Below are 13,771 nucleotides of genomic sequence, written 5' to 3'. Positions count from 1 at the left end.
AAGTTATTTCAATAAAAAAATATGTTAATTTATAATTTTTATTAATTGCATTTTTACGCAACTACCACAATTACTATTTTCTCACTTATATTATTTAAATATTACTGTTAAAATCTTTACTAAACCAATTGAAACTTAGATATATCCTTGCTAAAACGAATTTTTTCTAATCATATACTGTCAAAATCTTTGTTGACTATGTTTGTTCAAGCACTTGGTCAAGGTTGTGCTTTTATTACTGCTATACTTTTAGCTAGGCATCTTGATATTAACGAATATGGTTACTACATATTTGGTGTAACAGTCGCAACAATTTTAGCTGTAATAGCAACTATGGGAGCTGGTGGAATACTAGCACGTACGTGGGGTAAATCTAATCTATTTGACTATCAAAGAGATAAAGAAACCTTTCTAGTACAAAACTGGTATTTTAAAAGAGGTATATCAATTATCTTTGCTACTCTTTTACTAATATTTTTTTATAGTTACTTTAGAGGTTCGGTTAACTATATTGAGATATTTGCACTTTTTTTTGCAATCCCATTTTTTGTAGCTAATATTTTACAATCTTTTTTTGTTGCAAAGAGGATTGTAGTTTTAGCAAACCTACTACAGCTTGGTTTGCGTGTTATTATGTTGTTTATAACTGTTTTTTTTATTGTTTGGTATTTAAACAGTACTATAACTTTAGTCGCTAGTATGGCTGCTATTATGCTTATATACATAACTCTAATATGGCTAAGCCAGCTTAAAAAATACTCCTTTAAAAGTTCTAAGCCTAGTGGCAGTAACTTATCGTTTGCACTTATGCAGTGGGGACTTTTACTTCTATCTCAAATAGATATTTTGATATTAAAAGGAATATCAGATACCAAAAGTATAGCTTTGTTTGGTGTGGCATTACAGTTAAGTGCTTTGGTAAGTTTTGTGCTAAACGCTGTAAACTCAAATGTCCTCTCACAAATTGCTGATGACTATAAAAACTGTTCTCTTATAGAGTTTCAAAAACGTGTGACATCTTACACAAAAATTATTTTCTTTTTATCAATTTTTGCTATCGCAGGGCTTTTAGTGTGTGGTTATCCTATTACATTATTATATGGAGAGCAATACACTGTTTCTTATTATATCTTCTCTATCTTGATGGTTGGACAAATTATAAATATATTATCCGGTTGTGTCGCAACTATTCTAAATATGGCAGGATATGAGAAAAAGACTTGTATAGCTTTTTATATCGCTTTACTTATAAATATAGTTTTAGGAATTATATTTACAGAAATCTGGGGGGTATACGGCCTAGCAGTAGCTTCTAGTTTATCTATGACATATTGGAATATACATCTATTATATCAAGTGGTTACAAAACTCAAAATTAACCCTACTATCTTCATAAAAATATAAACATACTAAATAAAAAGCTTACTTATCAGGTTGAAGCTTATTATTACTCTCTTGTGCAACATCATTGAGCTTTTTAGAAACGTCATTAACTGCTTTATCAACAGCATGTTTAGCTTGATCAACGGATTTACTTTCAAGATTAGGGATAAAAAGTAGTATTAAAATTAATACGACAGAAACTATAAAAGAAATGATTCGTTTATTTCTTAATTTTTTAAATTTATTTTTCATTATAAACCTAAAACCTCTCGCGTTTAGAATAAAAGGATACTATGGCTAGTATAACGCTTTAAATAATTAGGTTTTAGTATTATTTAGCAATCATTATCTGCTGTTAGCTTACTAACGCAGTTTGTAGATCCATCTGCCATATTACCTAAACTTTCTGCCATTGCTATCTGGCCATCATCAAGATTATTTGCTATAACAGCCATAATATCATATGTTCCATCTCCTATAGCTTTTATGACGCTGTAAATACCATTACCAAGGAACTTAACAACATTTATAATACCATGCCCAGTAGCGCTAACAGTAGTTTGCAAAACATGCTTTGAACTATCTAAAAAACTCTCATCGGATGATACTTGGACTTCAGGTATTGTCTTAGTGTCCGCTAGTGCTGGTAAAGCGTATCCTAGAGATATAAATATTGTTATTAACAATACTAGTTTTTTCATATTTTGTTTCCTTTTTTATGTAGTTAACAAACTAAATAACTAATAGCTATACTAATATAGTTGATATTTGTAATCAAAGGAATTCTTAAAAATGAAAAGTATACTAATTAGTACAAACCCCTGTACATAATAAACAAGTTACAAACTTTTGCATTTACACTTGTATTTTTTAAAGCACATTGGCGTTTAGCAGTTGTTAAGCCATTGAAATAGCAACTAAAACTGTTTGAGCACCGTGAGTTTTGTAGTTGCCAATGGCGTACAACTAAGCGATAGCATGTGCTAGCATTTTTGCATACTTTTTTTGCAATGAAAAAAGTATGTCGCTATAACTTACGTAGTAAGTAGCGAAACCAATCACTCTACCCAATAAAAAAATAAACACTTTCTAGGGTTCATAAAACTTAAATACTATATAATATTACTCATATCTTTTTTACTACAAATATTTTTAAAATCTTATGCAAAGCTCAGAAGTATCAAAACAAGATAAGAAATCAGCTCGCAAATGGTTAAATGAAATATCTTTACCAGCAAAACTATGGATACAATTAACTGTAATAGTTAGTTTTGTTAGTGGTTTACTACTTATCGGACAACTCTACCTATTAGCCCATATTTCATATGATGCTTATCTACAAAAACAGTCTTTTGATCAGTTGAAGATGTATTTTTTTGCCATAATAATAATAGTAATTTTTAGAGCTAGTTTAAGCTGGTTACGTGAAATAGTAAGCTACAAAGCTGCCGTTATAGTAAAAAAACAGCTCCGTGAGGATATCATGACTCATATTAATAAACTTGGACCTATTGGTATTAGTCAAACATCAAATGCTAATATTATAAGTAGTGCTATGGAACAAGTCGAAGGATTAACAGGCTTTTTAACTAAATTTTTACCTCAGGTAACTTTGTCTGGTCTATTACCATTAGCTATTTTAGCTTTTGTATTCCCACAAAGCTTTGTAGCTGGAATTATCTTATTAATTTGTGCTCCTTTGATACCGTTATTCATGATAATCGTTGGTCTAGGTGCTGAGTCTGAAAGCCAAAAGCACTTTAAAAGTTTAACCCGTATGAGTCTAACATTTTTAGATACTTTAAAAGGCTTAACAACTTTAAAACTTTTTAATAAAAGTAAATCTCAAAGTGACAAGATCTTCCAAGCTTCGGATAACTATAGAATCCGCACTATGAAAGTCTTAAAGATTGCCTTTTTATCGTCTGCTGTTTTAGAACTATTTGCAGCTGCTTCAATAGCACTGGTAGCAATATATTTAGGTATGGGTTTTATAAATGCTGGAGCTGGGAATAATATCTGGTGGTCTTTGCATAATTTAAACCTTCAAGGTGCTTTATTTATACTTTTGCTTGCTCCTGAATTTTTTATGCCTTTACGTGAACTAAGCACTCATTATCATGCAAAAGCCGAAGCTGTGGGAGCAGCTATAGAGATAGCAAAAATATTTGATATGCAGCCACACTCTCAAACTAAAGATATAGAGCTAGTAGATACTATAAAAACTATCGATATACAAAATTTGACAGTAAAATACGGTGATAGAATCGCTATTAATAATGTATCTTTAGAAATACAAAATAAACAAAAAATCGCTATAGTTGGAGCTAGCGGTGCTGGTAAGACCACGCTTATCAACACAATCCTTGGCTTTATAGGATACCAGGGAAATATAATTATTAATGATTCTATAGAGCTTAAAAAAATACAAGAAAAATCTTGGCTTAGAAATATTTCTTGGCTAGGTCAAAATGCCTCCTTATTTAAAGGCTCAATCAAAGATAATCTAATTCTTGCAAATAACATCGCTTCGGATAAAGGGTTAGCCAAAATTATAGAGCAAGCAAGTTTAAGCAATTTTATACAATCACTACCCAATAAACTTGACACTCAAATAGGTGAGCAAAACTTTGGTATATCAGGTGGACAAGCTCAAAGATTAGCACTAGCAAGAGCTTACCTAAAACCACATAATTTACTGATACTTGATGAGCCAACAGCCAGTCTAGATAAAGAAACTGAAACTAAAGTTATAGAGTCACTTAAATCTAATTGGCAAGATAAAACAGTTATTATGCTAACTCATAAATTAAGCTTTCTTGAGTGTGTAGACCTAATTTACGTATTAGATAATGGCAAACTTGTTCAGCAAGGTAGCTTTAAAGAATTAATTGAAAAAGAAAGTGGAGAGTTTTACAACTTTTATAAAAATGAGGTGACTGTATGAGAGACCTAATACCTTTTATAAAACTCTTTAAAAACCAATCTAAATGGATGCTTTTAGGAACCTTATTAGCATGGTCAGCTATACTAATGGGTGTTGGACTTATGTCGTTATCAGGCTGGTTTATATCATATACAGGGTACCTAGCTACAACAGCTTATGCTATAGCCACTTCATTTAATTACTTTTACCCTTCTGCTGGAGTGAGAACATTTTCTTTAGGTAGAATTGTTAGTAGATATGGTGAAAGGATACTTACTCATGAGGCTACCTTTAAAATTATCACAGACATACGCGTGTGGTTTTACCAAAAGCTTGAACCCCTTGCACCATCACATTTATACAAATATAAAAGTGGCGATCTACTGACTAGGTTAGTAAACGATATTGCAGCTTTAGATAATTTATATATCCGTATACTTTCACCGACCGTTGTTTTTGTGTTAGCAACTCTGGTTATAGCGGTATTATTTAGCTTTTTCAGTTTCACATTAGCTATTTTTACAACCTTAGCTTTATTATTTACTGGCTTTGTAATACCTTTATTTAATAGTGTTTTAGCTTTTAAGAAATCACTCTCTTTAAATAACAAAAGTGGTGAATTAAAAATTGATATAGTTGAGCATATTAACTCTCTTACTGAACTAAAAATATTTGACTTAGGAAATAAACATTTTGAGAAGATAAAACAACATAACCTAGAGTTATTACAACAAGAAGCTAAGCTAAGTATTATTAGCGGTTTTGGTAGTGCTCTTATGACTTTAGCTCTTGGTTTAATTATAGTCATGGTGACGATATTTGCAGTTAAACTAACAAATGAAGGTTCAATAAACGGAGCTTTTATTGCTCTAATATTTTTAGCTATTATGGCGATGTTTGAAGCAATTATGCCTTTACCACTTGCATACCAATATCTTGGTAAAACCCTATCTGCAGCTAGAAGGATTTTAAATATTACAAACTCTAAGCCTGATATTAACTATTTAGGTGAATACAAGCCTATAAGCAACTATAATATAAAATTTGATCAAGTGTCATTCGGCTATATTGATAACCAACTAGTATTTAACAATTTTTCACTTGAGGTAAAAACTGGTGAAAAGATAGCTTTACTGGCTCCAACAGGTAGTGGTAAATCTACTCTTATAAATCTTCTAGCAAGGTTCTGGGATGTCAAGCAAGGTGGTATATCTGTAGGCGGCACAAATATCCGAGAATTTAGTGAAAATCAGCTAAGAAACCTAATGACTATTATAAATCAATCTCCACATATCTTTAACACTACGATTAGAGAAAACTTACTATTAGCGAAGGATAACGCTACAGATGATGAACTTTACCAAGCTTTGGAAGACGTTTTATTAGCTGATTATGTAAAATCTTTACCTAAAGGTTTAGACACTTGGACAGGCGAACTTGGCAAGCATCTTTCAGGAGGCCAACAAAAACGCCTTGCCTTAGCACGAGCTTTTTTACAAGATAAGCCTATATTAATTCTAGACGAGCCAACTGAAGGATTAGATAAAGAAACTGAAAGAGTTGTTTTTAATAACTTATGTAAACTAATGGAAAATAAGACTGTTATTTTTATCACCCATAATATTAAGCTATTAGAAACTTTTGATAAGGTGGTTAAGCTATAAAAATACTCATTATCAACTAATTCGAAACTTTCAGACTACAATCTAGCTTTTAAAACTAACCTCGCTTGATTAACATCAAGCTTGCCTTGCCAATTTGAAATTATAATAGTACCCACAGCATTCCCTATCATATTGGTAATAGATCGGCCTTCTGACATAAATCTATCTATACCTAATATAATCACTATACCAGCTACAGGCACAACTCCTAAAGCGCTTAAAGTTGTTGCTAGTATTATAAAACCACTACCAGTCACACCTGCTGCTCCTTTAGAGCTAATAATCATAATTACTAACATAAATATCTGTTGCTGTAATGTAAGATCCACACCTAAAGCTTGTGCTATGAAAATAGCTGCTAATGAAAGGTATATAGCTGTACCATCAAGGTTAAACGAATATCCAGTAGGAACAACTAAACTTACTATCGCTTTATCACACCCTACCTGTTCTAATTTTTCCATTAGGTTAGGTAGCACAGATTCAGATGATGATGTACCTAAGACTATAAAAATTTCTGTCTTTATGTAATTTAACAACTTAAATACACTAATTTTACAGTAAAGCCGCAATATTAAGCCCAAAAATACCAATAAAAACAATAAACAAGTAATATAAAAACACAGCAATAAGCCTAATAGCCCAAGCAATGTACTAGCTCCATACATCCCTACAGTATAGCCCATAGCTGCAAAAGCCGCTATTGGTGAATAATGCATGACAATATGAATCATTTTAAAAAATACCTTTGATAAAGATTGGATACCTTCTAAGATTGGTTGTCCTTTATCTCCATAAAGTATAAGACCAGCTGCAAACAATATAGACACAAATAAAACCTGAAGAATATCACCATTACTAAATGCTCCAACAAAAGAGTTAGGTATGATATTCATAAGAAAATCTTTCATACCCTCAACATGTTCAACATTACCCATATAAGCTTTAGCACTATTTATATTTAGAGAGTTAGGATCTATATTTAAACTAATACCTGGTTTAAATATATTAGCTACAACCATACCTATTGTTAAAGCAACAACCGTTGCTGTAAAAAAATATAGCAATGCTACTCCCCCTATCTTACCAACTGCTTTTAGGTCTTTCATAGCAGCAATACCAGAAACCAAAGTTAGAAATATAATAGGTGTAATCATAAGCTTGATAAGCCTGATAAAAACATCAGCCAATGGTTTAAGAGTAACAGCTATATTTGGGGCACAAATACCTAATATCACACCTATAAAAATACCAATTAGAACCTGGGTATATAAATGACGAAATATTTTCATTTTTAACAAATTTCCTTAAGCAAAAGTAGACTAATAAAGTTACAAATATCTAGCTAGAAATCAAAGCATAGCTATTGTTTCGATCTCGATTTTTACATCTTTTGGTAGTCTTGATACTTCCACACATGATCGAGCTGGATAATTACTACCCAAAAATGAGCTATAAATCTCATTAATAACACTAAACTCATTCATATCTTTTATAAAAATAGTAACTTTTACTAGTTTATCTAAACATGAGCCAGCTGCTTCTAATATAGCTTTTAAGTTTTTCATAACTTGAGTAGTTTGCTCTTTTATACACTCACTAATTAAATTACCATCTGGTTTTAAGCCTATCTGTCCTGAAGTATAAACAAAATTTCCTGCAACAATTGCTTGCTCATAGGCTCCTATCGCTCGTGGGGCGTTAACCGTGTTAATTTTATTTTTTTGCATATATTACATCCGCTTATTTTTATAAACACATATATTACGTACTAAAATCCAAAATAACTAAGATTTGTTAGCAAAATATATAATATTTTTTTATTGACAAGTTAAAAAAATAATTGTTTAAGCTATAAATTTACCCTAAACTAAGAAGATATTTTAGAGTTAGAAAATAGAAAATGAAGTTTTTAAAACCTGCTAAGCCATTGCCTTTATTAGATGATAAAAAAATAGCTATTAAATACCCCCAATGGCGTTTAAGAATGTTTCTTGTGGCATATATTGGCTACTTTACATACTACTTTGGACGTAGCAGTTTTGATGTATCTAAACAATACATAACTACCCTTTCACCAGATGAGCTAGGTTTAATTGGAGCTGGACTTGGCGTAGCTTATGGAGTAAGTAAGTTTCTCATGGGAAACATAGCAGATAGAAGTAATGCCAAAGTCTTTCTTGCACTAGGATTATTAATAAGTGGTCTATTGAACCTAATCATTCCGAGTGTGCTTTCTTTAGGTGTTTTACTAATGTTTGTAATCATGCTTGTAAATGGCTGGGCTCAAGGTATGGGCTGGCCAGCTTGTGCTAGAATCATGACACATTGGTTTTGCGCGCATGAACGTGGTACAAAAATGGGAATTTGGAATACTGCTCATAACGTTGGAGCTGGTTTTTTAGCAATTGCAGTTGTACCTATAGGACTATATTTATTTAATAATGACTGGCATGGGCTTTTTTACGTTGCTGGTATTTTGTGTATATCTATCGCTATTTTAATACTAATATTTGGTGCAGATACTCCACAATCTGTAGGCCTACCAGCTATAGAAGTCTATAAAGGCTATGTCAACCAATCTAGCTATCAAGAAAAAGAATTCACTGCCAAAGAGATTTTCTTTAAATATGTACTAAATAATAAATGGGTATGGCTAATAGCTATAGCAAATGCCTTTGTGTATTGTGCAAGATATGGCTTGTTACCTGCAATTCCCGGAACTATAGTTATTGGTTGGATTACAGACAGATTCTTTAATAGCCGCAGGGCTCCAGTGAGCGTTATTTGTATGATTTTATTTATAGCTGTATTATTTATCTACTGGTATAGTGATACAGCTTGGATATTGTTATTATCACTATCTGCCATGGGTGTACTTATATATGGCCCTGTCGCTTTAATAGGTATATTAGCTCTAGATTTAGTGCCTAAGAAAGCTGGTGGAACAGCTGCTGGTTTTACAGGTTTATTTGGATATTTTTTAGGAACAGTAGGAGCTCAAGCTGTTATAGGGATTATAGCAACGTACCTTGGCTGGAACGCTGTATTTATTTTTTTAATAAGCTCTTGTGTACTAGCGACTATACTTTTAAGTATTTGCTGGAATTTAAGTAGTGATAATAAATACTAATATTATTTAAACCTACTTTACTGTTAGTTTATCCCTTTAAACAAACATAATTATATACACATATTATTGCTAGATATTTCTAAAACTTTAGGGCCATTTTTTGCCGTACAATATTTGACACTTAGTTTTATAGTATTTACAGTGTATAGTGTTAAACAAAAGGAGATAAATCATGAATAAGAAAAATATACCTTTATTACTATTATCTACATTATTAATATCCACTTCTTTAGCTGGACCAGCAGCAGCTGTAGGTGAAAAATTGGATAATGCAGGCCAATATGTAGCTGAAAAAACTGGAGATGCCTGGGAAGCTACTAAACAGGGGGCTAAAAATACTGGCGGATTTATCAGTGACAAATCTAGTGCTGGTTGGGAAGCTACTAAAAAAGGGGCTAAAAATACTGGTGAATTTATTAGTGATAAATCTAGTGATGCTTGGGAAGCTACTAAAAAAGGGGCTAAAAACGTTAAAGAGGCATTAGATCCAAGAGGCCCAGCTGAAAAAGCTGGCTCTGCTGTTGACGATGCTGCTAAAAAAACAAAAAAATAGCAGAGGCATAAACGTTCTTTCTCATAACTTAAATCATGTTTTTCGTCTGTTTTTTTTAAAAAAATGAGCTATTTTACTTTTTATACTTATAGAACTTTCTTGTGCGTTCCCCTTGTTAAAATCTGTCTTTAATTCATTCTGCTTGTTAAATTTTGACAGTTACTTTCTAACAGAAATATTAACACCAACGAATAAAACAATATAAAATTGCTACTCGTAATAATCTTCAGTAAAAACAAAATTACTTTGTGGGTAAGTACTATGGCAAAAAAAATACATGAGCGTATAAAATCTAACTTAGGTTATGCCTTCTTAGGCGCCGATAGAAAAGGTGTCTGTTTCGGGTCAGTTGTTACTTTCTTTCACGAGACAATCGTAAATAATAATTATTTTTTAAAAAGCGATGGTGTACATATTAGCTTAGTTAGATCAGAAACTCTACAAATGAAATTCCAGAAAAAAAACTTTGATGTTGATGCGATTTTAGAAGAACAATTTCTACAAAGAATCAAAATAAGTGAAGATCAAGTATATAAACCTTCCAAATTTTTAAATGAAATTTATTCTAGATACTCAAATTCACATGTAGGAGGATATCTTTTAGAACTAACAGGAGATAACTCTGGTCACGCTGTTGCTTTTTTCATAACAAGAGATAATAATTTATTATATTTAAATTCTAATTATGGTCTTTATTTACTTGACGACGTTGAAAATGATTTAAAAGACTTAAAAACAAACTTTTTTGATATTAAAAAAAATAAATATGATTTATATTCCCTATATCATGTGATTGAAACTCCTAAAAATTTTTTCAATTAAGAACGTTTATCGCAAAACCAAAAAACCTATAGCTAACTCGCTAAAAAAGAGTACATCATTCAGTTAGAATTGACCACGTAATCCACAGGAATAGTTTGATTTTAAGCTATTCCAGTTAATACTACTTTATAACTAGTAGGCTATATTTGTTATCATTATGTATGCTAAAAATTGGTTTTCTATAAAACGACTATTTAAGGCCTAGATAATAAGTTACTTTTTATACCAACTCCCAGTTTGTTGGTCTTTGTAATACTTTTGTTTAACTGCTGTCCAAGCTACCTGATGTGATACTGTTTCTCTATCTTCATCGGTTCTTCTTTTTGATTCATCCTTATACTCATCCCAAGCGTTATTAAAAGCTTCTTTATAAATTTCTTGAGCATGTTTTGGAAGGACATTCTGTACCCCTTTTGGTAATTCACTTAATGCATTATAGGGCATCTCACTCCTCCCTTAACCATTTACGATCTCTCCACCATTAGGATGAAGCACTTGACCGATGAAATATTTACTCTCTACCTCGTTAGCAAGAAATACATAAGCAGGAGCTATATCCGCAGGTTGCGCTAGCTCATCTAGCAAAGTACTTTCTCCAAAATTTTTGACTTTTTCTTTGCTAAAACTTGAGGGTATTAAAGGAGTCCACACCGGTCCTGGAGCTACTGCGTTTACTCTTATACCATTTTTAATTATATTTTTAGCTAAAGAACGTGTAAGTGCTACAATAGCTCCTTTTGTAGAAGAATAGTCGATTAAGTCAGGCCTGCCTTTATAAGCAGTAACAGAGGTAGTATTTATTATGCTAGCTCCTTTTTGCATATGCTTTAAGGCTGCTTTTATCATATACACATAGTGATAAAAGTTAGTTTCAAAAGTTTCTTTTAACTGCTCTTCTGATATATCAAGGAAATCGTTTTGAGGAAATTGTACAGCTGCATTATTCACTAGCACATCAATACTTCCAAAATGTTCGTATGATTTTTCAACAAACTCATAGCATTGGCTACTATCTTTAACATCAATTTCTACTGCTAATATATCATCTTTAGCGTTAGCTATCTTTCTTAGTTCTTCTAAAGTCTTTCTAGCATCATCTTCTTCTCGAGTGTGATAAGTAAAAGCAACTTTTGCGCCCTCCTTTACAAAATGTAATGCCACAGCTTTCCCTATCCCACTATCACCACCTGTAATAAGAGCAACTTTACCTTTAAGCTTATTTGCAGAACTATAGCCTTTATAGATATGTACAGGTTTAATCTTCATCTTAGAAGTTAAACCGGGCTGCTCTTCTTGAATATTTTCTTCAGATTGTTTCATGTTATTCCCCTTTTTTAAAAAAAATAAGATTTTAAATTTGTAGAAAATGCCTTAGAGAAGTTAGTAAGCCTTCTAGGATATTAGAGATTATAAAATTCTGCTAAGGTATCTCCTGTCCAATAAGAAGAGTCAGGTTTTGGCCAATTATTTTTATCAAAACCAGGAGCTTTTTCTAAATCTTCTTTTGACTTATCAAGCTTAAACTGTTTATTAGCTGTATCTATTTCAAAAGCTGTTAGAGGAATAGCAAACAATTTATCTCCTATTCCTAAGAACCCGCCAAATGATACGACTATATAAGCTACTTCTCCTGTTTCAAGATTTAGCATAATTTCTTTTACATCGCCTAAATCTTCTCCATCATAATTAACTACTTTATCACCTATCAATGTGCTTGCTGATAATGTTAAGTTTCCCATTATTTATCTCCTTCTTTTTTATTTATATTGCTTACCTTTTGTTGTCAAAAGGTAACTTCATATTAACGTGTCAAAAAATAATTTCAAATTTATACAGCAAAAAATATCACCAAGGTTGCAGTGTTTTTGTTATAAAAATCAGGAAATTTCATAACGTATGTGGCTAGTGGCTAAAAAACCGTTTGGAAATGAATTTTTAAGATCTTTCTAAAAAATGGTCTCTATAATTAATAAACCTATAGAAAGAATATTTAACACAATTAGAGTATTACTAATATCTTTGATTTTACCTACAAGTGCTCTAAAGAAACTCCATAGTAATAAACCTAAAATCATCCCATGGGTAATTGAACTAGTAAGAGGAATAATTAATATTGTTATAAGTGCAGGTATAGCCTCTTCGATTTGTTGCCATTTAATATTTCCAATAAGTTTCATCATATAGATACCAACGATAAATAATACTGGTGCTGTTGCCACCGATGGAACTAGTGATAATAAAGGTGAAAGAAATAAAAAAGGTAAAAATAAAAAACCTATTATTATTGCACTTACACCAGTTCTCGCCCCACTTTTTATTCCTGTTGCTGATTCAATATATGAAATAGCTGAACTTGTACCAAAGATACCGGAAAATACTCCTGCTAACCCATCAACTGTTAATATTTCTTTTAAATTTTTAGGGTCGCCCTTTTCATCTAATAAATTACCTACCTCACATACTCCGATGATACCGGCCAAACTATCAAACATAGTAGTAAATAAAAATGCAAATATTGCTGGCCAAAAAGCAATAGAAAGTGAATTTACTAAATCTAACTGACCAAACGTTGAAAAATCTGGCATAGCTATAAAACCATTAAATTTAGCTTGCAACCCCAAACTAGGGAATAAAAAGCTTAAGCTAAAATAAATTACTGTTACTCCAATTATCCCAATAATAAGGGCTCCTGTGTAACCATAATAAATCAATACACCTGTAACTAACAGTCCTACTAAAAATAGTATAAAAGAAACATTTAGGTCTGCCATTTCTATAAGGTTTTCAGGGTTAGGTGCTAAAACATTTGCAGCTTTTAACCCCACTACAGCTATTAACAAACCAATACCACAAACCACAGCATAGCGTACTTGGCAAGGAATTGCTTTAACGATCAAAGCTCTTAAGTTTATCATTGATAAAAATGTAAAAATTATTCCTGACCAAAATACAATACCTAAAGCGATCTGCCAGCTAACCTGCATATTTTGCACGATCGCGTAGGTGAAAAAAGCATTTATTCCCATACCAGGTGCGACAGCTATAGGACTATTACTAAAAATTCCCATCAGTAAACAACTTACAAAGGACACTAGTACTGTTGCTGTAAGTGCTCCACTAAAAGGTATACCCGCATGTGATAATATAATTGGGTTAACTACTACTATGTACAACATAGACAAAAAAGTAGTCACCCCTCCTATTATTTCATATTTTAATGAAAAATTATCACTTTGATATATTTCAAAAATTTTTAATTGCATACTTACTCCTAAAATGCATAATTAGGT

The 13,771-nt window shown here is 31.9% G+C and carries 14 protein-coding genes; 6 read left to right on the top strand and 8 right to left on the bottom strand.

Features of this window, described 5'->3' with window-relative positions:
- Positions 1 to 147: 147 nt before the first annotated feature.
- On the top strand, positions 148 to 1,404 hold the full coding sequence (locus tag E3E15_RS02295) for a lipopolysaccharide biosynthesis protein (protein WP_035721609.1): 1,257 nt from the start codon (positions 148 to 150) through the stop codon (positions 1,402 to 1,404).
- A gap of 18 nt (positions 1,405 to 1,422) precedes the next feature.
- Here E3E15_RS02295 and E3E15_RS02290 read toward each other — a convergent pair whose 3' ends face one another.
- Complete coding sequence (locus E3E15_RS02290; protein ID WP_035721606.1) at positions 1,423 to 1,635, bottom strand: hypothetical protein; 213 nt, start codon at positions 1,633 to 1,635, stop codon at positions 1,423 to 1,425.
- Between the two features lie 83 nt (positions 1,636 to 1,718).
- Positions 1,719 to 2,084, bottom strand: coding sequence for a hypothetical protein (locus tag E3E15_RS02285; RefSeq protein WP_172106437.1), 366 nt, complete (start codon positions 2,082 to 2,084; stop codon positions 1,719 to 1,721).
- Positions 2,085 to 2,545: 461 nt separating this feature from the next.
- Here E3E15_RS02285 and cydD point away from each other — a divergent pair, with 461 nt between their 5' ends.
- Together cydD and cydC are read left to right on the top strand one after the other, a co-directional pair.
- A complete protein-coding gene (cydD, locus tag E3E15_RS02280) occupies positions 2,546 to 4,330 on the top strand; it encodes a heme ABC transporter permease/ATP-binding protein CydD (protein WP_172106436.1) in 1,785 nt (594 codons plus the stop codon).
- Positions 4,327 to 5,973, top strand: a complete 1,647-nt coding sequence (gene cydC / locus E3E15_RS02275) for a heme ABC transporter ATP-binding protein/permease CydC (RefSeq protein ID WP_172106435.1) — start codon at positions 4,327 to 4,329, stop codon at positions 5,971 to 5,973. The genes cydD and cydC overlap by 4 nt, the downstream gene beginning before the upstream one ends.
- Positions 5,974 to 6,008: 35 nt before the next feature.
- Here cydC and dctA read toward each other — a convergent pair whose 3' ends face one another.
- Positions 6,009 to 7,265, bottom strand: coding sequence for a C4-dicarboxylate transporter DctA (gene dctA / locus E3E15_RS02270; protein ID WP_172106434.1), 1,257 nt, complete (start codon positions 7,263 to 7,265; stop codon positions 6,009 to 6,011).
- Between the two features lie 60 nt (positions 7,266 to 7,325).
- Positions 7,326 to 7,703, bottom strand: coding sequence for a RidA family protein (locus E3E15_RS02265; protein WP_172106433.1), 378 nt, complete (start codon positions 7,701 to 7,703; stop codon positions 7,326 to 7,328).
- 173 nt (positions 7,704 to 7,876) lie between these two features.
- Between E3E15_RS02265 and E3E15_RS02260 the strand changes: the two genes are divergently transcribed.
- The 3 genes from E3E15_RS02260 (at position 7,877) to E3E15_RS02250 (ending at position 10,481) form a co-directional block, all read left to right on the top strand.
- Positions 7,877 to 9,106 (top strand): MFS transporter, encoded by a 1,230-nt coding sequence (locus E3E15_RS02260; RefSeq protein WP_172106432.1) that lies wholly within the window; start codon positions 7,877 to 7,879, stop codon positions 9,104 to 9,106.
- Between the two features lie 172 nt (positions 9,107 to 9,278).
- Positions 9,279 to 9,659 (top strand): hypothetical protein, encoded by a 381-nt coding sequence (locus tag E3E15_RS02255; RefSeq protein ID WP_172106431.1) that lies wholly within the window; start codon positions 9,279 to 9,281, stop codon positions 9,657 to 9,659.
- 261 nt (positions 9,660 to 9,920) lie between these two features.
- Positions 9,921 to 10,481: a hypothetical protein gene (locus E3E15_RS02250; protein ID WP_172106430.1), complete on the top strand. Its 561-nt coding sequence runs from the start codon at positions 9,921 to 9,923 to the stop codon at positions 10,479 to 10,481.
- A gap of 213 nt (positions 10,482 to 10,694) precedes the next feature.
- Here the strand turns inward: E3E15_RS02250 and E3E15_RS02245 are convergent, their stop codons facing one another.
- The 4 genes from E3E15_RS02245 to E3E15_RS02230 all read right to left on the bottom strand — a co-directional run bounded on the left by E3E15_RS02245 (position 10,695) and on the right by E3E15_RS02230 (position 13,744).
- Complete coding sequence (locus E3E15_RS02245; protein ID WP_172106429.1) at positions 10,695 to 10,925, bottom strand: ChaB family protein; 231 nt, start codon at positions 10,923 to 10,925, stop codon at positions 10,695 to 10,697.
- A gap of 12 nt (positions 10,926 to 10,937) precedes the next feature.
- Entirely contained in the window at positions 10,938 to 11,801 is an 864-nt protein-coding gene (locus E3E15_RS02240; protein ID WP_172106428.1) for an SDR family oxidoreductase, read from the bottom strand.
- 80 nt (positions 11,802 to 11,881) lie between these two features.
- Positions 11,882 to 12,220 (bottom strand): PRC-barrel domain-containing protein, encoded by a 339-nt coding sequence (locus E3E15_RS02235; protein ID WP_172106427.1) that lies wholly within the window; start codon positions 12,218 to 12,220, stop codon positions 11,882 to 11,884.
- 207 nt (positions 12,221 to 12,427) lie between these two features.
- Positions 12,428 to 13,744: an NCS2 family permease gene (locus tag E3E15_RS02230; RefSeq protein ID WP_172106426.1), complete on the bottom strand. Its 1,317-nt coding sequence runs from the start codon at positions 13,742 to 13,744 to the stop codon at positions 12,428 to 12,430.
- Positions 13,745 to 13,771: the final 27 nt, after the last annotated feature.

Source organism: Allofrancisella frigidaquae (assembly GCF_012222825.1).
GTDB classification, from domain to species: domain Bacteria; phylum Pseudomonadota; class Gammaproteobacteria; order Francisellales; family Francisellaceae; genus Francisella; species Francisella frigidaquae.
The sequence above is the reverse complement of the archived record's forward strand: the minus strand, read 5'-3'. Positions and strand labels throughout refer to the sequence as shown.

Bases quoted from the DNA above. Each gene is read 5' to 3' on its own strand.
- E3E15_RS02290 (WP_035721606.1), bottom strand. From the start codon at position 1,635: ATGAAAAATAAATTTAAAAAATTAAGAAATAAACGAATCATTTCTTTT.
- E3E15_RS02285 (WP_172106437.1), bottom strand. From the start codon at position 2,084: ATGAAAAAACTAGTATTGTTAATAACAATATTTATATCTCTAGGATAC.
- cydD (WP_172106436.1), top strand. From the start codon at position 2,546: ATGCAAAGCTCAGAAGTATCAAAACAAGATAAGAAATCAGCTCGCAAA.
- cydC (WP_172106435.1), top strand. From the start codon at position 4,327: ATGAGAGACCTAATACCTTTTATAAAACTCTTTAAAAACCAATCTAAA.
- dctA (WP_172106434.1), bottom strand. From the start codon at position 7,265: ATGAAAATATTTCGTCATTTATATACCCAGGTTCTAATTGGTATTTTT.
- E3E15_RS02265 (WP_172106433.1), bottom strand. From the start codon at position 7,703: ATGCAAAAAAATAAAATTAACACGGTTAACGCCCCACGAGCGATAGGA.
- E3E15_RS02260 (WP_172106432.1), top strand. From the start codon at position 7,877: ATGAAGTTTTTAAAACCTGCTAAGCCATTGCCTTTATTAGATGATAAA.
- E3E15_RS02255 (WP_172106431.1), top strand. From the start codon at position 9,279: ATGAATAAGAAAAATATACCTTTATTACTATTATCTACATTATTAATA.
- E3E15_RS02250 (WP_172106430.1), top strand. From the start codon at position 9,921: ATGGCAAAAAAAATACATGAGCGTATAAAATCTAACTTAGGTTATGCC.
- E3E15_RS02245 (WP_172106429.1), bottom strand. From the start codon at position 10,925: ATGCCCTATAATGCATTAAGTGAATTACCAAAAGGGGTACAGAATGTC.
- E3E15_RS02240 (WP_172106428.1), bottom strand. From the start codon at position 11,801: ATGAAACAATCTGAAGAAAATATTCAAGAAGAGCAGCCCGGTTTAACT.
- E3E15_RS02235 (WP_172106427.1), bottom strand. From the start codon at position 12,220: ATGGGAAACTTAACATTATCAGCAAGCACATTGATAGGTGATAAAGTA.
- E3E15_RS02230 (WP_172106426.1), bottom strand. From the start codon at position 13,744: ATGCAATTAAAAATTTTTGAAATATATCAAAGTGATAATTTTTCATTA.